General features: G+C 60.2%; 24 protein-coding genes. 13 read left to right on the top strand and 11 right to left on the bottom strand.

Going from position 1 to position 25,699, the window contains the following annotated elements; genetic code table 11:
* Nucleotides 1–2: 2 nt before the first annotated feature.
* From P0D96_RS39830 to P0D96_RS39820, 3 genes are all read left to right on the top strand, one after another.
* Complete coding sequence (locus P0D96_RS39830; protein WP_408177368.1) at nt 3–827, top strand: SDR family NAD(P)-dependent oxidoreductase; 825 nt, start codon at nt 3–5, stop codon at nt 825–827.
* A gap of 83 nt (nt 828–910) precedes the next feature.
* On the top strand, nt 911–1,780 hold the full coding sequence (locus P0D96_RS39825) for an alpha/beta hydrolase (protein ID WP_408319274.1): 870 nt from the start codon (nt 911–913) through the stop codon (nt 1,778–1,780).
* A gap of 150 nt (nt 1,781–1,930) precedes the next feature.
* The gene (locus P0D96_RS39820) at nt 1,931–2,605 is read left to right on the top strand and encodes a MarR family winged helix-turn-helix transcriptional regulator (protein WP_408319272.1); all 675 of its coding nucleotides are present in this window, start codon (nt 1,931–1,933) and stop codon (nt 2,603–2,605) included.
* 14 nt (nt 2,606–2,619) lie between these two features.
* On the opposite strand, the gene P0D96_RS39815 is transcribed toward P0D96_RS39820, so the two are convergent.
* Complete coding sequence (locus tag P0D96_RS39815; RefSeq protein WP_408177371.1) at nt 2,620–3,264, bottom strand: NAD(P)H-dependent oxidoreductase; 645 nt, start codon at nt 3,262–3,264, stop codon at nt 2,620–2,622.
* A 305-nt stretch (nt 3,265–3,569) separates the two neighbouring features.
* On the opposite strand from P0D96_RS39815, the gene P0D96_RS39810 reads away from it, so the two are divergent.
* The 5 genes from P0D96_RS39810 to P0D96_RS39790 all read left to right on the top strand — a co-directional run bounded on the left by P0D96_RS39810 (nt 3,570) and on the right by P0D96_RS39790 (nt 8,646).
* On the top strand, nt 3,570–3,743 hold the full coding sequence (locus tag P0D96_RS39810) for a helix-turn-helix domain-containing protein (RefSeq protein WP_408286299.1): 174 nt from the start codon (nt 3,570–3,572) through the stop codon (nt 3,741–3,743).
* Between the two features lie 314 nt (nt 3,744–4,057).
* A complete protein-coding gene (locus tag P0D96_RS39805; protein ID WP_408177373.1) occupies nt 4,058–4,384 on the top strand; it encodes a DUF4148 domain-containing protein in 327 nt (108 codons plus the stop codon).
* A gap of 138 nt (nt 4,385–4,522) precedes the next feature.
* Nucleotides 4,523–6,001, top strand: coding sequence for an aldehyde dehydrogenase (locus tag P0D96_RS39800; protein WP_408177374.1), 1,479 nt, complete (start codon nt 4,523–4,525; stop codon nt 5,999–6,001).
* Between the two features lie 123 nt (nt 6,002–6,124).
* Complete coding sequence (locus P0D96_RS39795) at nt 6,125–8,200, top strand: FUSC family protein (protein ID WP_408177375.1); 2,076 nt, start codon at nt 6,125–6,127, stop codon at nt 8,198–8,200.
* The gene (locus tag P0D96_RS39790) at nt 8,191–8,646 is read left to right on the top strand and encodes an MEKHLA domain-containing protein (protein ID WP_408319270.1); all 456 of its coding nucleotides are present in this window, start codon (nt 8,191–8,193) and stop codon (nt 8,644–8,646) included. Before P0D96_RS39795 ends, P0D96_RS39790 begins: the two co-directional genes overlap by 10 nt.
* A gap of 85 nt (nt 8,647–8,731) precedes the next feature.
* Here the strand turns inward: P0D96_RS39790 and P0D96_RS39785 are convergent, their stop codons facing one another.
* Both P0D96_RS39785 and P0D96_RS39780 read right to left on the bottom strand, forming a co-directional pair.
* Nucleotides 8,732–9,535, bottom strand: coding sequence for an enoyl-CoA hydratase/isomerase family protein (locus tag P0D96_RS39785; RefSeq protein WP_408177377.1), 804 nt, complete (start codon nt 9,533–9,535; stop codon nt 8,732–8,734).
* Between the two features lie 11 nt (nt 9,536–9,546).
* A complete protein-coding gene (locus P0D96_RS39780; protein WP_408177474.1) occupies nt 9,547–10,314 on the bottom strand; it encodes an SDR family NAD(P)-dependent oxidoreductase in 768 nt (255 codons plus the stop codon).
* A 348-nt stretch (nt 10,315–10,662) separates the two neighbouring features.
* Here P0D96_RS39780 and P0D96_RS39775 point away from each other — a divergent pair, with 348 nt between their 5' ends.
* The 3 genes from P0D96_RS39775 to gcvA all read left to right on the top strand — a co-directional run bounded on the left by P0D96_RS39775 (nt 10,663) and on the right by gcvA (nt 14,420).
* A complete protein-coding gene (locus P0D96_RS39775) occupies nt 10,663–12,738 on the top strand; it encodes a CaiB/BaiF CoA-transferase family protein (RefSeq protein WP_408319268.1) in 2,076 nt (691 codons plus the stop codon).
* A 1-nt stretch (nt 12,739) separates the two neighbouring features.
* On the top strand, nt 12,740–13,207 hold the full coding sequence (locus P0D96_RS39770) for an ester cyclase (RefSeq protein WP_408319266.1): 468 nt from the start codon (nt 12,740–12,742) through the stop codon (nt 13,205–13,207).
* 313 nt (nt 13,208–13,520) lie between these two features.
* Complete coding sequence (gcvA, locus tag P0D96_RS39765) at nt 13,521–14,420, top strand: transcriptional regulator GcvA (protein WP_408319264.1); 900 nt, start codon at nt 13,521–13,523, stop codon at nt 14,418–14,420.
* Nucleotides 14,421–14,493: 73 nt separating this feature from the next.
* Here the strand turns inward: gcvA and P0D96_RS39760 are convergent, their stop codons facing one another.
* The 3 genes from P0D96_RS39760 to P0D96_RS39750 all read right to left on the bottom strand — a co-directional run bounded on the left by P0D96_RS39760 (nt 14,494) and on the right by P0D96_RS39750 (nt 18,295).
* A complete protein-coding gene (locus P0D96_RS39760) occupies nt 14,494–15,666 on the bottom strand; it encodes a thiolase family protein (protein ID WP_408319281.1) in 1,173 nt (390 codons plus the stop codon).
* A gap of 67 nt (nt 15,667–15,733) precedes the next feature.
* Nucleotides 15,734–17,038 (bottom strand): MFS transporter, encoded by a 1,305-nt coding sequence (locus P0D96_RS39755; protein ID WP_408319262.1) that lies wholly within the window; start codon nt 17,036–17,038, stop codon nt 15,734–15,736.
* 309 nt (nt 17,039–17,347) lie between these two features.
* Entirely contained in the window at nt 17,348–18,295 is a 948-nt protein-coding gene (locus tag P0D96_RS39750; RefSeq protein WP_408319261.1) for a LysR family transcriptional regulator, read from the bottom strand.
* A gap of 118 nt (nt 18,296–18,413) precedes the next feature.
* Between P0D96_RS39750 and P0D96_RS39745 the strand changes: the two genes are divergently transcribed.
* Nucleotides 18,414–19,139, top strand: a complete 726-nt coding sequence (locus tag P0D96_RS39745) for an SDR family oxidoreductase (RefSeq protein ID WP_408319259.1) — start codon at nt 18,414–18,416, stop codon at nt 19,137–19,139.
* 55 nt (nt 19,140–19,194) lie between these two features.
* Here P0D96_RS39745 and P0D96_RS39740 read toward each other — a convergent pair whose 3' ends face one another.
* The 5 genes from P0D96_RS39740 to P0D96_RS39720 all read right to left on the bottom strand — a co-directional run bounded on the left by P0D96_RS39740 (nt 19,195) and on the right by P0D96_RS39720 (nt 24,487).
* Nucleotides 19,195–20,622, bottom strand: a complete 1,428-nt coding sequence (locus P0D96_RS39740) for a purine-cytosine permease family protein (RefSeq protein WP_408319257.1) — start codon at nt 20,620–20,622, stop codon at nt 19,195–19,197.
* 170 nt (nt 20,623–20,792) lie between these two features.
* The gene (argE, locus tag P0D96_RS39735; RefSeq protein ID WP_408319255.1) at nt 20,793–21,956 is read right to left on the bottom strand and encodes an acetylornithine deacetylase; all 1,164 of its coding nucleotides are present in this window, start codon (nt 21,954–21,956) and stop codon (nt 20,793–20,795) included.
* On the bottom strand, nt 21,949–22,626 hold the full coding sequence (locus P0D96_RS39730) for a DUF1028 domain-containing protein (protein ID WP_408319253.1): 678 nt from the start codon (nt 22,624–22,626) through the stop codon (nt 21,949–21,951). The genes argE and P0D96_RS39730 overlap by 8 nt, the downstream gene beginning before the upstream one ends.
* Before the next feature lie 10 nt (nt 22,627–22,636).
* Nucleotides 22,637–23,074 (bottom strand): RidA family protein, encoded by a 438-nt coding sequence (locus P0D96_RS39725; protein WP_408177386.1) that lies wholly within the window; start codon nt 23,072–23,074, stop codon nt 22,637–22,639.
* Nucleotides 23,075–23,128: 54 nt separating this feature from the next.
* On the bottom strand, nt 23,129–24,487 hold the full coding sequence (locus tag P0D96_RS39720) for a flavin-containing monooxygenase (protein WP_408286277.1): 1,359 nt from the start codon (nt 24,485–24,487) through the stop codon (nt 23,129–23,131).
* A 263-nt stretch (nt 24,488–24,750) separates the two neighbouring features.
* On the opposite strand from P0D96_RS39720, the gene P0D96_RS39715 reads away from it, so the two are divergent.
* Complete coding sequence (locus P0D96_RS39715) at nt 24,751–25,677, top strand: LysR family transcriptional regulator (protein WP_408319251.1); 927 nt, start codon at nt 24,751–24,753, stop codon at nt 25,675–25,677.
* Nucleotides 25,678–25,699: the final 22 nt, after the last annotated feature.

Raw genomic sequence — 25,699 nt, 5'->3', positions numbered from 1 at the left:
GCATGAGCAACAACATCCATAACGACGTTCCGGACTACTTGTCCTTGTTACGACTCGACGGTCGCGGTTTTGTAGTGCTTGGCGCCGGCCAGGGTATCGGCGCGCAGACCGTTCATGCACTGGCTCAGGCCGGTGCTCGCGTGCTCTGCGTCGATCGCGACGAGACGCTCGCCCGGAACATTGCGGACGCCGTGGCCGGGATACCGTGCGTGGCGGACGCAACATCCCGCGTCGACATGCAACGCGTGTTCGACACCGCGCGGCAGCATTTCGGCCGCGTCCATGGCGTCGTCGATATCATCGGTGTCGCGGGAATCAAGCCGCTATCCGCCGTCGACGATGAGTCGTGGGACCAGCAATTCGATATCGTCGTACGCCACGCGTACCTCGCGATTCAAATTGCCGGTGAAATGATGAAGGCCGATGGTGGAGGCACCTTTGCGTTTGTCGGCTCGCTCGCCGGCGATCGCGCGGTGCCGAACGAGGTTGCCTACGCGGCCTCGAAGGCGGCATTGCATCACCTCGTGCGCTGCGCGGGTGTTGAGTATGCCCCCCACAACGTGCGCATCAATGCAGTGTCTCCGGGTTTCGTCCGCACGCCGCGACTGAATCAGCGTCTGGACGAATCGACGTGGAACACAGTCGGTCGTGCGATTCCGATTGGCCGGGCCGCCACGCCGGCGGAAATCGCGGGCCACCTGCTATTCCTTGCCTCCGACCTGAGCGCCCATATGGCCGGTGAGATCATCACTGTGGATGGCGGCCTCAGCGTCGTTGCCGCCATTCCCGCCATTACGTTCGCTCCCTCCACGACCCCGACTCCCTGAAATCAACGATGTCTTCTTTCTCTCAAAACCATATCCACCCGTCGCTTCGCGCTATTGCCGCAAATGCCGCAGCGAAACCGAGCATGGCGGAGGTGAGCCCCGAGGAGGCGCGTGCAGGCATCGCCGCACGCACTGCCGCACGGGAGCCCGGCCCCCGTATCGACAAGGTTTTCGATTTCATGATTCCGGGCCTCGACGCCGAAATCCCCGTACGCATCTACCATCCAAAGGGCGCCACAGGGGTCACGATGGCCTTTCACGGCGGCGGATGGCTGATGGGCAATCGGGACAGCTTCGACGCGGTATGCCGGCATCTGGGCCACGACTCCGGACTGGCGGTGGTCAGTGTCGACTATCGGCTCGCGCCTGAGCACCCCTTCCCTGCAGCGTTGGACGACGTGTGGGCCGCGACCTGCTGGGTCGCCGAGTACGGGCACACGCTGGGCCTTCCGTCCGAACGCTTGACCGTGTTCGGCGAGTCGGCCGGCGGCAATCTCGCGGCAGTGGTCTGCCTGCTTGCGCGGGACCACGCCAAGCCGCGCATTCTCGCCCAGGCACTCGTCTATCCTGCAACAGATGCTCGTCAGCAGATGGCCTCGCTATCCACCTATGCCGAAGGCTTCATGCAGCGCAAGGCCGACGTCGAGTACGCATTTCGCACGTACGCACTGGATCATGGTGTGACGCCCACAACCTGGAAGCTCTCGCCGCTCCTTGCCGACAACCATGCGGGACTACCGCCGGCCATCGTTATCACCGCCGAGTGTGATGCCGTGCGCGACGATGGCGAAGCCTACGCGCGGAGATTGGCCGAGGCGGGCGTCCCGGCGACGTGCGTGCGATACCTCGGCATGCTGCATACCTTTTATAGCATGCGCGGCCAATTCGACGCGGCGGCGCTGGCCCAGCGCCAGATAGCCGACATGTTGCGCAATGCGGTGCAAGCGGTATAAGGACGACTATCCTCCAAGCGGAACTACTCGGCCGCGCGCCTGATCTTTGACGCGCCGTCGGAAAATTTACGTACAATTGTGCGCGGCCATATTGAGCCAGTCCCGCTACAATTTGCCGGGAGTGAACATCCTTCCAGGGAAGTCATCGAGATGAGCATCGCAGCACCAAAGCGACCCGCGCCTACCCGAACCCGCAAGAATGCGGCATCGGAACAGTCGGAGCCCACCAGGAAAGCGAATCTTCCTGGTAGCAGCCTGATCGAATTCATCACGCTGCAGTGGCAACGCGAACACAGCGAGCTCGATCTCTCCAACTTCCTGCTCGCGATCTATTTCATGCGGCTCGGCACGCTCGTAGAACAGGCGTTTGACAAAATGTGCCAGGGCCTGTGTGGCATTAGCGGGTCGGACATGCGTGTGCTGCTGGCACTGCGCCGCAGCGGTCATCCGTACGCGAAACGCCCCACGGATTTGTATCGGGCACTACTCGTTACCTCGGGCGCAATTACCAAAAAGATCGACCGTCTCGCGAGCCTTGGCTTGGTGGAGCGTCAGCAAGACCCAAGTCACGGCGGCGGATTCATCGTCCATTTGACCAGGAAAGGCCTTGATGTCGTTGAGAAGGCGATAGTGAAGCTGGCGGAAGAGTCGTCGATCGCGCCCGCGATGGCACACTTTTCAGAGGCGGAACGCGCTGCGGGCAACGAGTTCTGCCTGCGGACACTGGCGTTAATGGAAGAATTGGTCCTTCCGGGTCTTGAAGAACCCGACAACGCATTGTCGAAGCCTCGGGTCAAGGGCACGCGCTCGCCACGCAGTCGTTGAAGATCCACTCATCTTCACATACTGAGACTCTCCATTCGCCGGTGCTGGTCGCCCACGGCGGCTTCGCCCTGGTCGTGCGGCGCCCGAATGTGCTCGATATAGTCGTTCGCGCTACGGCTCAATTGATCCGCCGGAATAACGTGATTCGCGCCCTGCAACGCGAAAAGAGGCAAATAACGCGCGCCGACAAAACGCGCCGTTTGTTCGAGCGGACGAAGCAGTTCGACCAGCGTGTGTCCCACACGGCCATCTGACTGATAAGCGGCTTCAGGACTGCCGGTCGATACGACCAGCCCTATTTCTTTGTGCGCCAGCCGATTGCCACCCGGACCGTATGCCCAGCCATAAGCGAGGACGTCGTCGAGCCATTTTTTCAGCAGCGGCGGAGTGCTGTACCAATACAGCGGAAACTGCAGAAAGATTCTCTCGTGGCTTTCGAGCAGCGCCTGCTCCGCCGCGACGTCGATATTCCAGTCCGGGTATAGCTCATAAATATTCCGAATTGTGACCGGACCCGGAGCTTCCTGGAGCCTGGATCGCCACGCCGCATTGATCTGCGACTCGGCAAGGTTCGGATGAGCGAGTATGACCAACGTTTTCTTGCTCATGATTTCCTCGCTCCATGACGGAAATCGATGCGCGTTCATAATGCGTTTCATGTCAGGCTCCTTGACGGATAAGAGGGACCCAACGACCCGGTGTCTGCGCAAGATCTGCCTTCGCGCTCCGGTGCGTCGATCCGTTGCAGACATTCTTGCCCGCCAGAGCGGCCCCGCCAATTCCCCAAACATGCGGGCAACGGGTGCAGCAATGCACAAGTCCGCGCACATCTGCAGCCTTGCAATTAAAGTCAATCGTAGGCGCAAAAATAGTTGATTGAGATCGGTCCAGTCCGCTTCTAATATCTTTGTCCAGCCGCGTCACCTCGAGATTCGGACGATCAAGAGAGAAAAGGAGAGCATCCGTGTTCGACTGGGAGGATTTACGCTATTTCATTGCATTTAGTCAGGAAGAATCCCTCGCAAAAGCGGCGCCGCAATTGAAGGTCGACCACGCGACCGTCGCGCGAAGAATTGCTTCACTCGAACAGGCCCTTGAACTCAAGCTAGTCGACCGCCCCCGCGCGCCTATGTTCTGACCACGGACGGCGAACGCATCGCAGAACGCGGCAAGGAAGTATGGCTCTCCATCCACGACGATCTGCGGCACGCGCCGGCCATCCGTAGCTTCATTCAGTTCATTGCCAACTGCTTCCCCGGCGACGGTTGGCGCCAACAGCACGTCACCAAAGATTGTGCATTTCTTCACGGACCATCCGCACATTTCGGGAATTGGCAGATAGAAGACCGGTAGCAATAATGAGTTCACCGATCGACGAACAACACGAGATGAATCGTAGATTTTCCGCCTCGTCGTTGAACGTCTTCTCTTCGATCTCTCAAGGAGCATGAAATGAAACGCGTATTGATCCCGGCTGTTGTTCTTGCAAGTGTCATCGCATCATCCACTGTGTTCGCCGCGCCTGCCGACTACGGCAAGACTCGCGCACAAGTGCGGGCGGAACTGATCCAGGCTCGTGAAGCGGGTTTACTCGACGCGCCCGATACCACGTACCCCACCGCTCAGTTGCGCGCAGCAGCCGCACTGCAGGCCGCTAACACGGCCGCCACGAACGCCAGCGCATCGGCCGTGGGTGGCAGCGTCGCGGGCCACTCTCAAAGCGGACGCCGCACCGTAACCGCGCCCGAAGCACGGGACAGCATCTATTTCGGTCAATGAACGTCGCTTAAAGGAAGCATGCGCATCGCCAGAACCCGATGCGCATTTCTTCACATGCGGCGTGCAGTAGTGAGGAGTTCCGTGACGCCGGTCAGGCAACTACGATGAACTCACCGTAACCAGTCAAGGAGTAACGTGATGGAACAGTTCAAGATGCGCATCGGCGGCGAGTGGCGCGGTGCGAGCGATGGTCGGACGTTCGAAAGCCTCAACCCCTACAACGGCGAGATCTGGGCCGAGGTGCCGCGCGGCACAGCCGAAGATGTCGACGCTGCGGTGCGCGCGGCTCATGCAGCGTTCAAGCGCGGCCCCTGGGCGACGATGACAGCGAGCCAGCGCGGCATGGTCCTGCACAAGATCGGCGATGCGATCGCCGCGCACGCGGAGGAGCTGGCCGACATGGAAGTGAAGGATAACGGCAAGCTGAAAGCCGAAATGCTCAAGCAGATGGAATATCTGCCGCAATGGTTCTACTACTACGGCGGCCTCGCCGACAAGGTTCAGGGCGACGTCACACCGTTCGACAAACCCGGCATTTTCCACTACAGCACGTTCGAGCCGCTCGGCGTAGTGGCAACGATCGCGCCGTGGAATTCTCCGCTGCTGCTCGCGGTTTGGAAAATAGCGCCGGCGCTTGCAGCAGGTAACACGGTCGTCATCAAGCCATCCGAGTTCTCGTCGGCATCCTCCATTCTGTTTGCGAAACTGTGTGAAGAGGCCGGCGTGCCGGATGGCGTCGTCAATATCGTGACCGGCTTCGGCAAAGAAGTCGGTGAGCCGCTCGTCGCTCATCCATTGGTCGCACGCGTCGCCTTCACCGGCAGCGAGGGCGGTGGTCGCCATGTGTACGAGAACGCGGCACGCTCCTTCAAGCGCGTTTCACTGGAACTGGGCGGCAAGTCGGCCAATATCGTCTTCGAGGATGCGAACCTCGACGACGCGGTGAAGGGCGCCGTAACCGCCATCTTCTCGGCAACGGGCCAGAGCTGCATGGCCGGATCACGCCTGCTCGTGCATTCGAGCATCCATGACGAATTCGTCGAGCGGTTGGTGAAGTTCATGCAGGACGTACGACTGGGCGATCCGATGTCGCCGGAGACGAACATGGGCCCTGTCTCGACCCAGCCACAACTCGAAAAGACCCTGTACTACATCGACGTGGCGAAACAGGAAGGCGCACGCCTCGTTCTGGGTGGCGGACGTTCGACGCGGCCTGGCACCGAGAACGGCTTCTTTGTCGAGCCGACTATTTTCGTCGATGTTCGCAACGACATGCGCATCGCGCAGGAAGAGGTATTCGGACCGGTCGTGGCGGTCATCAAGTTCGACACGGAAGAGGAAGCGATCGCGATTGCCAACGACAGCAACTATGGTCTGGCGGCCGGCGTCTGGACACGCGATCTTCGCCGCGCCATGACGGTGCCGAAACAACTCGAAGCAGGCAGCGTGTGGGTCAATGCGTATCGCCTCGTCAGCTATCTCGCGCCGTTTGGCGGTGTGAAAGCGTCGGGAATCGGCCGCGAGAATGGCATTCGTGCGATTTACGAATACCTCGAAGCCAAGAGTGTCTTCATCAACCCCACGCCGGGTGTCGAAAACCCGTTCGTGCTGGGCTGAGCGACTGTGTCTCCAGGACGATCGCCGACGTAGTCGCACGCCGGCGGTCGTCCTCATGCAAGGACACCGACTGCACACATTCTTCAACCAACGTCGACAGCAAGCAAAAGGGTTGGCAAGGCAATGCGTTCGAAGTGGATACCCTCTTATAGCCTCGTGATGTTCGCGGGCCGTGCGGCTCTCGCCGCGACGCTCGCGCTACTCTGTTCGCTGCTTCTTGGCCTGCACGAGCCGCATTGGGCCGCATGGACCGCGGTTTCCGTCGGGCTTCCAGCACGCGGGGACGGTCTGCTGAAATCGCTCAACCGGGCGATCGGAACGGCAATTGGCGCGCCAACCGGCGTTCTGCTTGCTTTCGCGGCGCACGGCAGCGAGCCGCTGCTCGTCGGCTTGCTGGCGGCATGGCTCGCCGTGTCTGTGTATGCAGGTCTCTCGCTGCGTCATTATCGCGCCTACGCGGCGGTACTGGCTGGCTACAGTGCAGTCATCATTGCCATGTCTCTCACGGACCAAACGGGTCAACTGTTCGAGGTGGGGCGAGATCGTTGCGCCGGTATTTTCATCGGCATCGCCAGCACTTTGCTCGTGCTTCTTTTGTCGCGCGACGTACAAAGCGGACATGCAAGCCGACGTATTCGCCGCGCGATTGCGACGGCATGCACCTGGAGCGCGGACCGGCTTGTCGGCTTGCCGCGCGCCTGGGCCGCCGACGGCACCGGCCCGCAACGGCTGCGCAGCCAGTTGAGCGACATCCTGGCGCTTGACGGCGCCGTTCACAGTGCAGTCGCCGAGTCGCCGGCGCTGTGGGCTCGCGCGGGCCGTTTGCACAAGATCGTGCCGGCACTACTCGATCTGCTCGTCGTGTCGAGAAGCGTCGAGCGGAACTTCGAAGAGGCTGCCGCCACAAATAACCCAATAAACGAAGAAGTCGAAATCGTCGTCGTCAAAGCATCCGTATTGCTCACGTCCATCGCTGGCGCACTAACTGACGATCCGGCGCACGACATCGAAAAGCTGCCAGGCTTTCGGCGCCAGGCGCAGGCATTGCGTGGCATGCTCGTATCCATTCAGGCGCGAAATGCGATTGAACGTCGGCGCATCGATCTCGTATCGGCACTCCTCGGCGCAACGGAAACCGCACTGAGAACTTATGCCGCGTTGACAGGGGAACAAGGAGGTGTCGATACAGAAAGCTATCCGCCCCCGGTCTACGCACTTGATCACAGCTACGCGATCGCTGCGGCGTTGCGCGCCGGGTTCGCGTTACTGTTAGCCGGTGCTATCTGGATTGCCACCGGTTGGCAAGGCGGACCGCTGTTCGTCGCGTTTACGGCGATTGCAATTGCCCTCTTCGCCATCCGGCCCGACCCGCGAGATACGGGTCGTCATTTTCTCGCGTCGGGCGCGGTTGGGGCCGGCGTAGCGTTCCTGTTCTATGCGACGGTCTCGCCGCATCTTCCTCACGCGATAGGCGTTTCGCTCGCCGAGGGCGGCATTGTTTTTCTTGGGATCGTTGTCGCGTCCGCGCTTTCGAACGCGTTCTGGGCGTCGGGTTTTTGCCTCGTGTTCCTCGTCGTGTCGGATCCCGAGTCCATTGCTCATACGACCACGGCCGCGATAAGCGCGCATGCGTTGGGTGTGCTGGCCGGCTCCGCACTGGCCGCGCTAGCCTTCCATCTTGTTCCGTCGCGCAGGCTTGAACAACAGTGGCGCAAACAGCGCCTCAAACGGATAGCCGACGCGATCAGGGCCTTGATCGCTTCACCCGTGGCGCGGCAAACGGTCGAAATGCGCCATGCGTGGCAATGCCGTAGCATCGATACGCTGGTGCGACTCGCGTTGCCCGCCGCCTCCGTCAAGGAGGTGGACGAGTACATGGCGTGGATAGAGATTGGATGTGAACTTCTCAAGCTGAAGGAAGCTTCGCGCGTCGAGCCGCTTCCGTTGAACGCCAGAAAGTCGATCGCCGACTTACTGACGGACCTTCAGAGTCTCGAACTGCAATCGTGGCACGTGCGGTTGATCCTAGCCGATGCCGAACTGCGCGACGAGAAGCTCGCCGGCGACCAGCATGTACTGGGGACTCGCGCGGTGGTTCTTGAACTTGCCTCGCTTATACAGCGCATTGCGGCGGCGGAGAGTTGCGACAGCGGCGCAGAGTATCAACTGAAATCCAGGAGCAATACTGTATGGCAATGAATACCGATACCCGCTTCTTCCAGCTTATGGCCGGGTCTTATGAGCGACTCATTGGGAAACCGCTTGTTCCCAAGGGATTAAGCGTCGTTCAGGGTGTTGAATGGCTTTATGCCGAAGCCCCGTTTGGCATTCTCGCGCACAACACCGCGGCTGATCCCGTGTTCATCTACGGCAACAAGCGCGCACAGTTCCTGTTCGAATACGACTGGGATGAGCTCACCTCGCTGCATTCGCGGCTGTCGGCTGAAGCACCGGAGCGCAGCGAGCGCCAGGCGTTCCTCGATCAGGTAGGACGCGACGGATTCGTTACCGGATATCGTGGCATTCGGGTCGCGAAATCGGGCAGGCGCTTCTGGATTGAACGGGCCACCGTGTGGCAACTCTTCGACGAAGATGGGACGTATCGAGGTCAGGCCGCGATGATCCCTGAGACGACCGATATTTGACGCATCGTTCAAATGCTTCCGCAGGCCAGTTGCGACGCGCATGCATCGGCACTGGCCTCGGACATTGCTTCCCACCGCCCTGGTTTTATCGACCCTTGAACTGCGGCTTGCGCTTTTCCGCGAAAGCCCGGCGCCCTTCGATACGATCTTCCGATTCTCTCATTGCGCCCCACGCCAACTCCGTGAATTCAAGCGCCTGGGTCAGTGGCACATTGCTGCTGGTTTCGGCAACCTTCTTGATCATCTGGACGGCCAGCGGTCCGTTACCCGCGATGATCCTTGCCAGCTCCAACGCTTTATTCATCAGGGATTCGGGCTCAACCACGTCCGACACCAGCCCAACACGTTCCGCGTATCCTGCGTCGACCTTGCCACCTGTCAGCAGCATTTTCATTGCGACGGCGGACGGCACCGCTTTCTGAAGCGCCTGAATGCCGCAGACGGCCGGAATGCTGCCCACGACCGCTTCAGGCAGGCCGAGCACAGCGTTGGTGGCGGCAATGCGCAGGTCGCACTGAAGGGCCAACTCAAGACCTCCGCCCAGGCAATAGCCATTAATCGCGGCAATCATCGGCTTGAAGATTCGAAGCGAACTGAGTTCGATCAGGCGAACGTAGACACCTTCAGCAGCGGCACGATCGATGGATTTGACGAACGACGAACCGAAGTTGGTCGAAGGCGGCAGCGTGTTTTTCAGGTCCGCCCCGACACAAAACGACTTACGCCCGGCGCCGGTCAGAACGATGACGCGAACTTCCTCGTCGTCCCGAGCCTCCGCCAAAACGGCGCGGAGTTCCTTCAGGCTCTCCAGATCGAGTGCGTTCAGTGCTTCCGGACGATCCAGGGTAACCGTTGCGATTCGATCCGAAACTGAGTAATGGATGGTCATGGCCTTGCTCCTCAAACACTCGGCGAGGACAGCGATCGCCCACCGCAGACATATAGCGTCTGTCCCGTGATATAGGACGACTCCCTTTGCGCGAAGAACAGAACCGCCTGGGCAATATCGTCGGGCGTTCCAATGCGCTGGACCGGAACCGATTTCTTCAGACGTTCCTGCAGTTCGACGTCGAATTTGCGAAAGAGCGGCGTGTCCACGATTCCCGGAGCAACGGCGTTCACCGTAATGCCAGCACTCGCCCATTCAAGCGCGAGACTCCGCGTGAGGCTTACCACGCCACCCTTGGCCGCCGAGTAGTTCGATTGCCCCACGCCACCCAGCCATGCCCGCGAAGAGATATTGACGATGCGGCCATAATTGGCCGGAACCATATGTTTCAATGCCGCCCGGCAGCACAGAAACTGCGATTTCAAATTGACGTCGATGACCGAATCCCACTCATCGTCGCTCATCTTGGTGATGCGTTTGTCTTTCACGATGCCGGCGTTGTTCACCAGAACGTCCAGCCGGCCCAGTCGCTCGGCGACCGCATCCACTGCCTGGTTCACGGATTCACTGCTCGTCACGTCCACTGGCATGCCTAGAACATCGGCCCCCGCGCGCGAAAGGGTTGTCGTGGCTTCATCGAGGCTGTCTAGGTCCATGTCAAACAGGACGATCCGTCGACCTTTCTGCGCCAAAGCCGACGCAATGCCGAAGCCAATGCCTTTGGCACCGCCCGTGATGATTGCGACTTCGGCGTCGCGACCAGTTTCAGATGAGTTCATGATGTTTACGCACGCGAAGAGATGGATGAACACGGCCGCCATGAATGCCGGCGAGCGCTCGGGGGCACCCAGTTGAAGAGTGGACCGATTGCGATAGATGCTATTGCGTCGCTGTTTGGCGGGCAAATCACTTTTTCGCCGAGTTCGATTGACTTTCACTGTAGCTAGTCCACGCGTTGTCACCACTCGTCGTTCAGTTCATCAAATGTCAACCCAAACAGCAGGAAATGTCGGTTGTACCGCCCAGTTCGTTGCCATATCGTTGAATCAAGATGCGGCGTGTGTTGCTACCACGCGATCAATCTGTCATCGGTCAATGGATAGACACCGGACGTTTGGGAGACTGGAATGTTGGACGGAATGCGAATTCTCGCGTGGGGCTCACGCAGTGCAGTTGAATTGAGTGCGAGTCTGCTTGGACACGCGGGCGCGCAAGTGCATGTTGCAGACCCTGACTCAACTCAGTCGTTCTCAGGGTACGACGTGGTGATCGTCTCGTCTGATACGGCCAGTTTTGCAGCGTGGGCGGAGATATCGAGCTTGAAGGTGTCTGGCAAGCTCATCGTCTGCGACATATGCGCTACGGGCCCCCAGAGTGCGAGGTTTGCAGGCCGTTGGACAGATGGGCAAATCCAGGCGATCACGGGCCTGATGGACACGACGGGCTTTGAAAGCGGAGAACCGGTGAGTATCGGTATCCCGTTCACCGAAATCTCCGCAGCGTTATACGCTGCGGCGGCCATAGCGGCGGCATCGCGAGTCCTTCGTGTGCAAGGATTCACACAGAACATCGACGTTTCCCTATTCGCCTGCGCGAGCAGCGCACTGACCACCTTTCTGCCGAAAGCGTTCACCCGCAGCAACGTTGAACGTGTCGGGAACCGGCACCCGGCGTGCGCCCCGTGGAACGCGTATCGGACACTCGACGGTTGGGTCCTGATTTGTACCAGCACCGAAGACCAGTGGCGAAAACTGAAGATCGCAATCAATCAACCGGCACTCGACGACATTCGCTTCGCGACCTTAAATGAAAGGGTCCGCAACGTAGATTCACTTGATCCGTTTATCGAGGCCTGGTCTTCCGAGTTGACTACCGATCAGTGCTGCGCTCTGTGCGAGAAAATCGGCGTGGCAGCGGGGCCCATCGTACCCATTTCGTTGCTCCATGAAGAGCCGAATTTCAAGCTGCGGCATCCAGTGGCCGCCGCACAGATTTTGGCGGGTGAAATCGGGAAGCACACGTATGCGGCGGTTACGCCGTTCCGGACATTCCCTCTGATGAACGACAGCGAGTTTCACGGTAATGCGCCTGAAACTCCGCGACGGTTGACTGCGAAATCTGCCGGTTACGTCGCAGGATTAGAGGCGCGACAAGGCCCAAATCCAACCGGCGCGTTGACGGGCGTCCGGGTGATCGAGATCGGGCAATACACAACCGCGCCTCTCGTCGGAAAACATCTTGCGGCGCTCGGTGCCGAGGTGATCAAGGTTGAGCCGCTGGAGGGAGAGGTTGCGAGAAACTGGTCTCCGGGACAAGACGGGTTGAGCTATTTCTTTGCCCTCAACAACACCGACAAGAAGAGCATCTCGCTGGATCTGAAGCAGGCATCTCACCTGCGTTACCTCGAAGCGTTGCTCGCCACTAGTGATGTCCTCGTCGAAAACCTTCGTCCGGGAGCGCTAGCCAAACTTGGCCTAGACCGATCCTCTTTGAAAGAGATCAATCCGGCGCTGATCTACTGTTCGATCTCCGGATTTGGAATTGAGTCCGCTTATCCGACGCGACCTGCGTTTGATACGGTCATCCAGGCGATGAGCGGCCTCATGGACCTCACACCCGATGGTGACGGCGCTCCTGTGAAAGCGGGCGCATCGGCAGCCGACATTCTCGGCGGCCAGGCGGCCTTGTTTGCGATAGTCGCCGAACTCGTTGGACAGTCGGAAGGAAGCGGGAGGTTCGTAGAGATATCCATGCAGGACGTGGCGGCGTGGAGCTGTCTATTCGCTGCCGGCAATCCTGCTTCGAAAAGCATGACCATTGCCTGTTCGGACGGATACGTCTCGGCCGAGGCAACGAATTCCGTGGAAATCGAAGTGGTCCATAGCCAGGCACCAGGCGCTCACTGTGAGGCGATGACTCGTGACCTCCTGATAGCAAAGCTTGAGTCACTGGGCATTGCAGCCGTGCCTGTAGTCCGCATGGACGAGCTAATGGACGACGCGGATTTTCTGGCGGATATATTGAGTGTCGGCCGGGACAATGAGGGGGCATTCTGGCCGCTCATAAAAATGCCCTATAGGCTGTCCCGCACGCCAGCAAAAGTTCGTACCGTTCCTAGCCGCCTTGAACCCGTGATGGTGCAGTTCACTGAAAAGCATGAGTCAACAAACGAAATACCTATCACCAATACGCACGAGAGTTGAAATGGCAAAGCGAGATTCAGTTCAGATCGCCGAGGAATTCTGGCGTGAAGTATGGCAGTTGCGTAATCCGAACGCTGCGGACCATCTGGTTTCGGAAGACTTCACCGTGACGTCCGGCGGTGTGGATATCAGATCGCGCGAAGCGTTCAAAAAGTGGGTGGCAGCATTCCTGTCGAGCATTGACGACTTTAAATTCAATGTCATCGAAACATTCCAGAACGAGACAGGCGACCGAGTGGTGACCCGCTGGCGTGTCACAGGCAAAAACAGGGGTTTCATGGGTTCTGAATCGTGCGGGTCGCCGATCGACATGACGGGGACTGCTGTCTTGCATGTTGGTGAAGACGGTCTGCTAAGACACAACTGGGTGGAGCGCAGCGCGTTAGAAGTGCTTCGGAGCCTGTCCGCGAAAAGTCGATCGTTTGAGGCCGGATCGGCGTCGACCTGTCGACGTTCGAATGTCCTCTGATTCGGCGACCGAATCAAGCTGAAGCAGCTACTTCGCCCAGTCCTCGCGCCGCGCCGGCGAATGAAGTCAACAACGGGTGGCCGGCCCGCAAATCCACGCGACACAGCCGGAATTCGCGGTGCCAATCTCGGCTTTCTTCTAAGCTCGGGCGGAGAAGGCTGTCGCACCGTTCGCAACTCCTTCCATACTTCCATCTCCTGCGTCATGTAGGCGCTTTTTTGCTGCGACAGCGACCAGCGTGTCGATGCCGCGCGGCCGCCGCAACGGGGAGTTCGGCGAATCGACCACCGTAGGTACGTGGTAACATTTCGTCATGCGAACGCTTCCGTCTCTCAACGCTCTGCGAGCTTTCGAAGCCGCGGGTCGGCTCCTCAGCGTCCAACTGGCCGCGGAGGAATTGCATGTCACGCCCGCCGCCGTTAGCCGCCACATCAAGCTGCTCGAAGATCAGCTCGGCGTGACGCTGTTTGACCGGGGACATCGATCGATAACGCTAACGCCGATGGGCGAGCGCTATCTCGTGGACATCGCGCGCGCCTTCGAGGCGATGCGCACTGCGACCGTCAATCTGACCGAGAGTCGACGCAGGCGGCACCTCAAGATCCGCGCATACACGACATTTTCGAGGAATTGGCTCATTCCTCGCCTTTCGTCGTTTCATCTTCAGCACCCGGATATCGAAGTGATTCTGACAACCTCGCTTCACGCGGTCGATTTCAACACCGACGATGTGGACGCTGCGATACGGTTGTCCCACGCGCCGTCATCCGACATCGGCTTTGATCGGCTTGTGCCGAACGAGCTCGTCCCTGTCTGCAGCCCGGAATTCCTGCATGCTCATCCGGACCTGACGGACGCGACGCCGGGGGCTCTGCGCACAGTACCTTTGCTTCACTCGCTCGCCCGCCGGGAAGATTGGGCAAAGTGGCTCGATGCCGCGGGCGTGAAAGGCGTCAATCCGCTCGGTGGTCTGAGTTATGAGAGTTCGATCCTCGCGTATTTCGCGGCCACGCAAGGGCATGGCGTCGCAATAGCGCAGCGTGTTCTGATAACAGAAGATCTGGATTCCGGCCGTCTCGTGATGCCGTTCTCCTTCGTTCTCGATGAAGGCGCGTTCACGTACTATCTTGTCTATCCCAAGAGCCGCATCTCGTCGCCCGAATTTACGGCTTTCCGCGAGTGGCTTCTCTCGGTGGGTGGCGGGCAGACCTGATCTGTCCGCCACTCTGACTGCCCGCACCGCCATCCTATCGGCGCGACGACGTGCGGTGCAGCAAGTCTCGAGATCAAGTCGAGAGGATGGTTACGAGAGCGACGGCCGAATCACCCGCCAGTTGACCACCATTGTTCTCGGCGAGTGCCACTTTGGCACCCGGACGTTGACGAGCGCCCGCCGTTCCCCGCAGTTGCTGGGTCAATTCGACAATTTGCGCGACACCTGTCGCCCCGACCGGATGACCACGGGAAAGAAGGCCGCCGCTCGGGTTGACGGAGATGCGACCACCGATGTCGGTGTCACCCGAACGGATTAGTTTGGCCGCATCGCCCGGCGGACAGAGGCCGAGATTTTCGTAGTGGATCAGTTCGGCCGGCGCGGAGGCGTCGTGAAGTTCGACCACGTGGACATCGGACGGCCCGATTCCCGCTTCTTCGTATGCCGCTCTCGCCGCTCGTACCGCAACGAGATCACCCGAGCCATCGGCTTTCGCGGATACGATCGAACTTGCGCGAATGTAGACAGGACGAATATCGTGCTTCTTCGCGTAATCTTCCGAACAAATGAAGAGCGCGGCTGCGCCATCGCCAATCGAGGAGCACATGAACAGAGTGAGCGGATTGCTGACCATCCGACTCTCCAGGACTTCTTCGATTGTCGTTTCCTTGCGGAATTGCGCGACCGGGTTAAGGGAACCGGCGCGACGGCTCTTCACCACGACCCGCGCGAAGTCGCTCGCCTCTGCACCAGTCTTTTCCATCCATTTGCGAGCCTTGGCGGCATAAAGATCCATGAAGAGCGAGCCGGTACCGGCTGTCACGCCTTCAGGCAGCGGTTCCTCTAGATCGACGGCCTTCGCGAATGCACCGAACGAGACGGCCTTATCTTCGTGAGTGAGTTTCTCCGTACCGACCACCAGCGCCGTTTCGGATTGTCCGGAAGCGACCGAGAGCCACGCCAGATTAAGGGCTGAACTGCCGGAAGCACAGGCATTCTCGACGTTATACATCGGCTTGCCATCGAGCCCGGTATTGCGAAGCGACGATTGCGCGCGAATCATCTCCTGACCGGTAACAACGCCTGCTGCCGCGTTGCCGAAATAAATCCGGTCTACGTCGTTGACCGTAACGCGAGCGTCCTTGAGCGCGAGGCCGACTGCTTCCTCCGACAGTGACTTCAGATTCCGCTCGATAAATTTACCAAAGTGCGTCATACCGATACCGCCAATAACGACCTTACGCATTTCTTTCTCCATCAATTCCAAGAATGTTCCGGGAGGAACTCACTCCGAGGCACCCGCATTACCTACATCAATCCAGCACCTTTCCTTTCGTCTCGGGCATCACGGCGTATACGCAGAATCCGACTGCGCAAACCACCGCAATGTAGACCCATATGTAGTCCGAGAAACCCGCGTTCGACATGGCTGTCACGATGTACGGAAGCGTTCCGCCAAACAGCGTCGCTGAGATCGCGTAAGGCAAGGCGACGCCGGTCGCGCGGATTTCCGCCGGAAACTGCTCGGCCATCACCGCTGCGCAGGTAGCGGTAAAGCCTGACGAGAGCAACATGCCGATCGTCACAATGACCGTGTCCGTCCAGAAATCATTCGCGAGAAAATGGAGACTCGGCCACGCGAAGACTGCGGAACCGCCGGCAAACGCGAGCAGAACAGGCCTGCGGCCAATTCGGTCAGAGAGCTTTCCAAAAAATGGAATCGCAACGAGTGAAACCACGATTGAGATGACGCTGGCGCTGAAGCCGTCACGCAGCGGCAGACCCGTCCGCATGTGGGCGAACGTTGGGAACAGGACGAGCCAGAGATAAACAGACAGGTTCCCTGCCATGGCGATACCAATCACGCGCAACGCGGCGCGGCGATGTTCGCCCACCAGGACCAGAAACGGATGTCGGCGATGTTGATGGCTACCGGCTGTTTTCTTGAAAGCTTCGGTTTCTGAAACAGATAGACGCACCCACAGAGCCACGAAACCCATCAGGCCGGCAATCGCGAACGCAAGCCGCCAGCCCCAACTTGCCATGCTTTGTTCGCTGATACAGGATGTCAGCACGTAGCCGATCATCGCCGCGACAAGGACGCCGGCGTTCACCGCAAAGTGTTGCCACGAGCCGGTAAATCCGCGTCGCGAGGGCGCGGAGGACTCTATGAGAAAAGTGGACGCGGAGCCGAATTCCCCACCGGCTGCGAATCCCTGCACCAGCCGTGCGACAACAAGAATAATCGGCGCCACCATTCCGATTGCCGCGTATCCCGGACACGCTGCAATCACGAGGGAACTCCCGGCCATCAATGCGACTGAGAGAGCAAGACCATTCTTTCGTCCGTGACGATCAGCATAAGCGCCCAGAACAGCACCGCCGATTGGCCGCATGACGAATCCGACTGCAAATACCGCGAAGGCAGAGAGCAGCGATATCTTTTCATTGTGGGCCGGGAAGAAATGGCGGGAAAACAGCGAGGCGAATGTTGCATAGATGATCCAGTCGGCAAACTCGACGATAGTGCCCAGAGTCGCGGCAGCAATCGCTTTTTTCTGTTCACGCGTGAACGGGATCGGAGCTTCCACGGTAGCGTTGGACAAGGCGGTATTCATATCTGTCTCCATCAATCCTTATGGGTAAAGCGCATGGCTAGTCGCGGTGTCATGGACGTGGCTGCCCCATTCGCCACGCCTGGGTTCGTGGAGAGGATATTCAGCAGATCAAGCCATCATTGCCGGAGTTCTTGCCGGTGCCGCCCTGGCGACTTAGCACATGTAGGCATCGTAGGTTTGCGTGTGATTTCGACGCAAACTACTTTTTTTGCTGGTTGGATTGACTTTTTTCTGGTGCAGCGAGGACAGCAGGAATCGAGCGGTGCCATGTCTGACATGGCGCTCGGTGATGGGCATTCTGGCCTGTCGTCAAGGACGGGGCGATCTTCTTTCGCTCACGCCGAACGCGTTTATAAACTCCGCTGCCAGCCACGCGAGTCCCGGATCCTGATCCTTGGACGCAGCCCACATCAGCGCGACTTCATAGCCCGGCACGTCGAATGGCAATGGACTCATCGCCAGATCCAATGTGTCGCGCCAGACGCGGCCGATGAAATCGGGCACCGTGGCGATCGCCGGCGTGTGCCGCACGATAAACGGGCTAGTCGCGAAATTCGAGCTGGAGAACACCACGTCACGCTTGAAACCCTGCATGGCCAGTTGCTCGTCTATAAAGCCTTGCAGGCCGGCGCTGAACGAGGTGAGCACATGCCGGTGCCGCAGGAACTCATCCATTGACAGGCGCTTGCGGCGCGTCTTGACGAGCCGCGGATTGTAGACGCTCACGAAGCGCCACTGAAACAGCGGGCGGCGCCGCTGCCACTGCACGCATTCAGGGAACACGCCGACTGCCAGTTCGATCGCGCCCTCGTCGAGCATCGCCGCCGCGCGCGTCGAGTCTGTAGAGCGGGCGATCAGTTTCACGCCAGGCGCCTTGGTGGCCAGGCGGCCCATGATCTCCGGCATCAGCAGGACCTCGAGCGAATCGCTCAAGCCAATGCGAAACACCCGCTGAGCCTGTGCCGGATCGAACGCCGGCGGTTGCGTGAGCGCCTGGTGCAGCGATTGGAGGAAGGGCTCGACCTGCCGCGCCAGTTCGAGCGCGCGGGGCGTCGGCGTAATGCCGTGCGGAGTACGCACGAACAGTTCGTCGCCGAACGCCTCCCGAAGCCGCTTCAGCGCGCCACTCATTGCCGGCTGGCCAAGGAAGAGTCGCTGCGCGGCACGCGTGACGCTGCGTTCCTCCAACAGCGCGCGAAAGGCCAGCAGCAAGTTCAGGTCGAAACGCCTGAAATCATTCTCAATGATGTCGGTCATCGTCACAAACGATTTGAATGATATGAGCCTGACACGCATTCTAGCGCCAAGGAGGTGCGCTGCAAGGCGATGTGAGGGCACATGGCCCGTGCCTCCTATCATCGACAGGAGCAGCGACATGGATTGGCAGACTCAGAAAGTCGTCGTGATGGGAGGTTCGTCCGGCATTGGACTAGCGACGGTGTCTCGGCTGAAGGAAGTCGGTGCGCATGTCGTGGCAGTTGGCCGCGGCCAGGCCAAACTGGATGAGGCGCTCGCTGGCCTCGAAGGACGTGGGAGTGTCACCGGCAATGCACTCGACTGCACCGACCGCGCCGCGCTCGACGGTTTCTTCGGCCGCTTGGGTGGCATCGATCATCTGGTGCTGACGCTCTCCGGCGGCGAGGGCGCTGGCCCGTTCAAGGACCTCGACTTGACTTCCTTGCGCCGCGGCTTCGAGGCCAAGTTCTGGCCGCAGCTAGAAGCGGCACAAGCTGGTCTCGCGGCCTTGCGCGGCGACGGCAGTTTGACGTTCGTGACCGCGATTTCCGCGCGCATCGCCAATCCGGGCACTGCCGGATTGGGCGCGATCAACGGCGCGCTCGAAAGCATGATCGGGACGCTCGCGCGCGAACTGGCGCCGTTGCGCGTCAATGCCGTGTCGCCCGGCGTGGTCGATACCGCCTGGTGGGACAGATTTCCCGGCGACGTCAAAGAGGACCTTTTTCGTCAGCAGGCCGAAACCCTGCCGGTGCGACGCGTCGGCGATGCGCAAGACGTCGCGCACGCGCTGCAGTTTCTGATGGAGAACACCTTCATGACGGGCGCGGTAATCGAATGCGACGGCGGCTTGCAGCTGCTATGACGGTGCCTCCATCGATCACCCGCATCGCCGCGCCGATGCGGAGGCACCTCAACGGTTATGACTGTCCCGCCGGGTGACGCGCGACGCTGGCACCCGCTTGTCTGCGCCGATAGTGGGTGTCCCGCGACGCGAGCCAGTAATACAGCGGCGACGTCAGAAGCAGTCCGATAACCCACGAGAGATCCGCGCCGTCGAGATACTTCGGCACGGGACCCGCGTACATCGGCGTGTTCATGAACGGAATCTGCACGACGATGCCGATTCCGTAGGCAATCAGCGCCTGTGGATTGAAGCGGCCGTAGATGCCGCCGTCCACCTGGAAGATCGACTGGATGTCGTATTTGCCTTTGTGAATCACATAGAAGTCGATCAGATTGATTGCGGTCCACGGCACCAGCACGACCAGCAGCGCGAGCACGAGATCGACCAGATTGCCGACGAAATTCGTCGACGCGCCGATCGCGCCATAGCAGCATGCGAGGAGAATCGCGATCGACAGCACGGCCCGCGCCTTCGCCGTGGGAATCCAGCGATAGGCGAAGGTCTGCAAGGACGTGATGGCCGCGAGCACCGCGCCGTAAAGGTTCAGCGCGTTATGGCTGATCACGCTCAGCAAGAAGAGGACTAGCATCGGCAGTCCGAGCGGTCCGGTGGCCAGCTTGACGGCGTCCATCGCGTCGGCGCCGGGCGGCACCGCGAGCACGGCTACCGCGCCGAAGACGAACGCGAGCGTCGAGCCGATCGTGCAACCGAGATAGGTCGCCCAGAACGTCGATGCGACGCGCACGTTCTCCGGCAGATAGCGCGAGTAGTCGGAGACGTACGGGGCGAAAGCGATCTGCCAGAGCGCTGACAGCGAAACGGTGGCGAGCCAGCCGGCGATGTTGAATCCGCCGCGCGTCAGAAAATCGTCCGTGGCGATATGCGTGAGGATATAGCCGAATCCGATGAAAATGCCGATCCCGAGCACCCAGGTTCCGATGCGGTTCAGGATATGGATGATCCGGTAACCGATGATTCCAATCAGCCCTGATCCCAACGCGCCGATCACGATGCCGACAGGAACCGGGATGCCGTTTTCAATGCCATGAAGAGACTTCCCGGCGAGCACGATATTGGACGCGAAGAACCCCACGTACATCACGCCTGCGATCACGGTGACCAGCAGCGCGCCCCATGAACCGAACTGAGCGCGGCTCTGAATCATCTGCGGGATGCCCATTTGCGGGCCCTGCGCCGAATGCAACGCCATCAGCACGCCGCCGACGGCCTGACCGACGACGATCGCCACGATGCCCCACAGCAAATTCAAGTGGAAGATCTGCACGCCGAGCGCGCCCGTGACGATGGGCAATGGCGCAATGTTGCCGCCGAACCAAAGCGTGAACAGATCGCGCACCTTGCCATGGCGATCCTCGGGCGGCACATAACCGATGGTGTGTTTTTCGATCAACGCCGAGGCATTGCTTTCCGAAGTATTCAAGTTCGTCTCCTGTGTCGACGGGAGTTAGCGTTTTAGCGCTTATTCCCGCCCTTACGTGATCAGGCGTGTTCGGTCTACCGAATCGCCATGCCTGGCATTCGAAAGTACTTGAGAGTCGCCTCTCTATTTGAGCGACGTGCCGCCACGGCAGCGTCCGGGATGTCTACGTCTCAGGCCGCGGCCGAAGCGTAGTCCGCCAGCCGAGCCAGCATCGCATCGCAATCGCGCAATTGCTCGACGGTGACGAATTCGTCCGGCTTATGCCCTTGGTCCATGCTGCCGGGTCCGCAGACCACTGTTGGTATGCCCGCCTGATCGAAGAGCCCGCCCTCGGTGCCGAATGCGACCGTGCCGAACTCCATGGAGCCGCTGAGCAGCGCCAAAAGACGCGCCGCTTCGCTATCCGGAGATGTGACCAACCCCGGATATGCGGAGAGCGGCTGAAGCCGGATGTCGGTGTCGGACTTCACGGCGCGCATCTTCGGCAATAGCTCTGCCTCAGCGTAAGTCTGCAACTGGTCGGCTACCTGGTTTGCGTCGAAGCCAGGCAGCGCGCGCACTTCGAAGTCGAATTCGCATTCGGCCGGCACGATGTTGAGCGCACGGCCGCCTTTGATCACGCCCGTCTGCACAGTCGAGAACGGCGGATCGAATCGCTCGTCGTGATGCTCGGGCTGCGCCAGTTGCTCGCCGATCTCTTCCAGACGGCCGATCATCCGCGCCGCGTATTGAATGGCGTTGACTCCATACGGTGCGTAAGCCGAATGGCAAGGCGCGCCTTTCACCTGACAGCGCATCGCCAGCTTGCCCTTATGGCCCAGCACCGGCTTAAGCTCGGTCGGCTCGCCGATCAGGCACAGGGCCGGCTTGTGGTCACGCCGCTCCAATTCCGCCAACATCGGCCGCACGCCGAGGCATCCGACTTCCTCGTCGTACGAAAAAGCGAGGTGCACCGGCAACTTCAACTCGCGCTCGATAAACCCGGGCACCGCCGCCAGCACCGAAGCGATAAAGCCCTTCATATCGGCCGTGCCGCGGCCATACAGCCGCCCGTCGCGCTCGGTGAGACGGAATGGATCGACGGTCCAAGCCTGGCCATCGACGGGCACCACGTCGGTATGGCCGGACAGCACGATTCCGCCGCGCTCACGCGGACCGATGGTCGCGAACAGATTCGCCTTGGTGCGCTCGGCGTTGTAGAACAGCTCGCTCTCGACGCCGAGTTCCTCCAGGTACAGCCGAATGAATTCGATCATGTCCAGATTGGAATCCCGGCTGACCGTGGCGAAGCCGATCAGCCGTTCGAGCAGCGCGCGGCTGGATCTGTCATTCATTGCCGGGTACTCCGTAGCTGGGCGCGGCGGTTGGATTCAACGCCCGCGTCAAGTAGTCCTGCATCTGCGGGCGATACGCCTGCCACAGACCGTCGAGCTGGCCGATGGGGTCGTCGTCCGCCCAATCGACCCGCAAATCGACGATCGGCCAGCTCACGTCGCCCACGATCTTGAGCGCCGCCGAATGCACGGGCCCCGCTTCGCCGCCGGCAGCTATCGCAGCATACATGGCTGCGAGCAGGCGATCGGCAAGTGTGCCGGATGTCTGCTCGAACGCCGGCAGCATGGCCTCGATAACTTCGACACCAGCGAGCATGTTGCCTGCGGCTACGCACTGCTTGCCGGCGACAGCGTGATACGTGCCCAGTGCTTCCTTACCGCTGAAGAACGCCGTGCGACCCTGGCCATCGATCACCGTCACCTGGCGGTACTCGCTCCACTCGCTCGCTCCGAGCACGCGGTCCAATGCCGCGGCGGGATCGAGTTGCCCGTTCTCCAGAAGATCGAGAATCTGCGGCCCTAGCGCGGGCAGCGTGACGTTCTGCGTCGCCACCGCGCCCACGCCTGCGCGCAGCCACGGGCAGCGAGCGCCCACCGCGATGCTGGACGAACTGATCGCGATTCCAAGCTGCCCGGATTCCGGGCAACGTCCGACGATAGAGAATGTCATGTCCCGCTCCTTAGGCCTTCGGCGGCGTCCATCCATCTGGAATGACCGCGATAACGTCGATCTCCATCAACCACTGCGGCTGACCCAACGCGACCACCACCAAGCCGGTCGAAATAGGAAACACGCCCTTCAACCACTTTCCGACTTCCTGGTAGACCGGCTCGCGGTAGCGGATGTCGGTCAGGAACGTCGTCGTCTTGACGATGTGCGACAGGTCGCTGCCCGCTTCTTCCAGCAATTGCTTGACGTTCTTCATCGCTTGCTCGGCCTGGGCACGCGGATCGCCGATGCCGACCAAGCGGCCTTCGAAATCCGTGCCCACCTGACCGCGCACGTAGACCGTGTTGCCGGCGCGCACGGCCTGACAAAGATCGTTGTCGAGCGTCTGGTTCGGATACGTATCTTTCGTATTGAACATACGGATACGGGTATGCGTAGGTTGGCTCATCAATGCACCTTAATGTTAGGAAGAAATGGATCGCGGATTAGAAAGGCATACGCATCAATTCACACCCATCTCGCTGACTTTGTGGATGCGTGAATCGGCGGATGTGTTTTCAACGCTTGCAACGCTGTTCTCGCGGCGGCCATGCGCCTCGCGTTGCTCATCATCGTAATAAGCCAGGTATTTACGCTGTGTGACGATGTGATCGGCGATGTGCTTCGCGTCGTGCCACACGCCCCAGATGAATGCGGAGCCGCGGCGCGATAGCCAGGGCAGACCGAGGAAATAGATTCCCGGCTCCTTCGAAACGCCGCGCTGATGTTTCGGCTTACCCGTTTCATCGAAAGCGTTGACGTTCAACCAGCTGAAATCGACTGCATACCCGGTCGCCCAGACAATCGACGTCACACCGGCTTTCGCCAGATCGAGATCGTGCAACGGGTGGGTCACGCATTCCGGATCCGCGGGAATGACGCGGGCTTCGGGCTCTTCGGGAAGCTCGAGACCGTTGCGCTCGGCATACGCGTCGGCCGCGTCCAGCAGCGACAGATAGTTCTCGTCGCCGCGCGCGATGTTCGCCGCGAGATCCGCTTCGAAGGTCACCACGCCGTCATCGAATGATTTCGTCAGACCCACGAGCGTGATGCCCTGATTCGCGAGACGCCTGAAGTCCACCGTATGGCCACCACGCGAACCGCTCACTGCAATCGTGACGTGCTCTCTGCCCGGCTTCATGACCTCTGCATCCCATTCGCCGAGCACTCCGAGCCACCAGCAGAAGTCCCGGCCGCGATAGGCGCGTGGCGGACGATCGTGCGCACCGACCGACAGATAGACGCGCTTGCCCGCCCGTTGCAACTCGTCCGCGATCTGCACGCCCGACGATCCCGCACCCACCACCAACACGCCCCCTTCGGGCAATTGATTCGGATTGCGATAGTCGGCGGAATGAATCTGCGTAAGTTTCGGATCTTGCGGCGCGATCGGCGGAATGACGGGGCGCTGGAAAGGCCCGGTTGCGACCACCACGCGATTGGCCTCGATCGTGCCTTCCGACGTTTCGATGGTGAAGCCCTGCCGCCCCGCATTGCGCACGACCTTCTTCACTTCCACGCCGGTGCGGATCGGTGCTTCAAACTTTTTCGCATAAGCGACGAAATAGTCCGCGACCTGCTCCTTCGAAGCGAACGCGTCCGGGTTGAAGTCCGCGAACTCGAGGTTGGGGAAACGATCGTGCCACGCGGGGCCATTGGCAACCAGCGAATCCCAGCGTCCCGTGCGCCAGCGCTCCGCGATACGAGCGCGTTCCAGCACGAGATGCGGCACGCCAAGCTTGCTCAAATGTTCGCTCATGGCGACGCCGGCTTGGCCGGCGCCGACTACGAGCGTGTCGATTGACGTTGTTTCCACTGTCATGGCTGTGTCCTTCTGAAAAGGCGGAATGTTTCGATTCGATCGCGGCGTCGCGGCCTTTCAGCGCTTGCGATCGTTGCGGACCCGGTAGTGTTTTCCGACGGCGCGTTGCCGCCTGGTCCGTTCGTCTGCGTGAAAATCTACGCGCCCCTTCAGAATTTGAAAAATATATTTAAAAAATGCATGGCATCGGATTTACCTATGCAGGCCTTTTTGACCGCTTCACAATGCCGCCCATTGGAGACCTTGAACACGGAGCCTCGTCGATGGAGAGTCAACCGTTGCGCTACTCGTTGCGCCAGTTGCGTTATTTCGTGGTCACGGCAGAAGCCCTGTCCTTCACCGCCGCCGCCAAGCGTCTGCACATCTCACAGCCGTCCATCTCAACGGCGCTCGCGGATCTCGAAGTGTCGTTCGGGGTGCAACTCTTCATTCGGCATCACGCGAGCGGCCTCTCGCTCACGCAAGCCGGCCGCGATCTGCTGGGGCAAGCGCGCAATCTTCTGAAGTTCGCGGAGGAATTGCAGACCACCGCGAAGGAAATGGACGGCGGCATGACAGGCGCCATCACGCTCGGCTGCCTCGTCTCGCTTGCGCCGCCGCTCATGCCGGGCCTGATCAGCCGATTCACGGGCGAGAACGCCGGCATCTCGTTTCGCACGGTCGAGGCGCATCAGGATGGCCTCTTGCGCGGCCTGCACGACGGCTCGCTCGACATCGCCCTCACCTACAGCCTCGACTTGACCGAGGAAATCGCCTTCACGCCGCTGCTCTCGTTGCCGCCTTATGCGATCCTGCCGAGGACGCATCGTCTGGCACGCGCGCGCAAGATATCGCTCGCAGACCTCCTGCCCGAGCCGTACGTGATGCTCGACCTGCCGCACAGCCGCGAGTACTTCGCCGCACTCTTCGACGCGGTGGGTAGCCGTCCTGTGCCCGCGTTCCGTTCATCACAGCCGGAGGTCGTGCGCGGCATGGTGGCCAACGGTCTCGGCTATAGCCTCCTGAACTTTCCGCTCAAATCGAATCGCACTGTCGATGGGGAAGAGTTCGTCATTAAGCGCTTCAAAGACAACGTCAACGCAACGACACTCGGCATCGCGCAATCGCGCACAATGAAGCCGCGCCAGGTGGTCCATCGCTTCGCGTCGTTCTGCGAAACCTATATTCGGCGGTTGCATATCGATGCATGATAGGAAAGCGCGTTTGTTTGCT

The organism is Paraburkholderia sp. RL17-347-BIC-D (genome assembly GCF_046027915.1).
GTDB lineage: Bacteria > Pseudomonadota > Gammaproteobacteria > Burkholderiales > Burkholderiaceae > Paraburkholderia.
The sequence above is the reverse complement of the archived record's forward strand: the minus strand, read 5'-3'. Positions and strand labels throughout refer to the sequence as shown.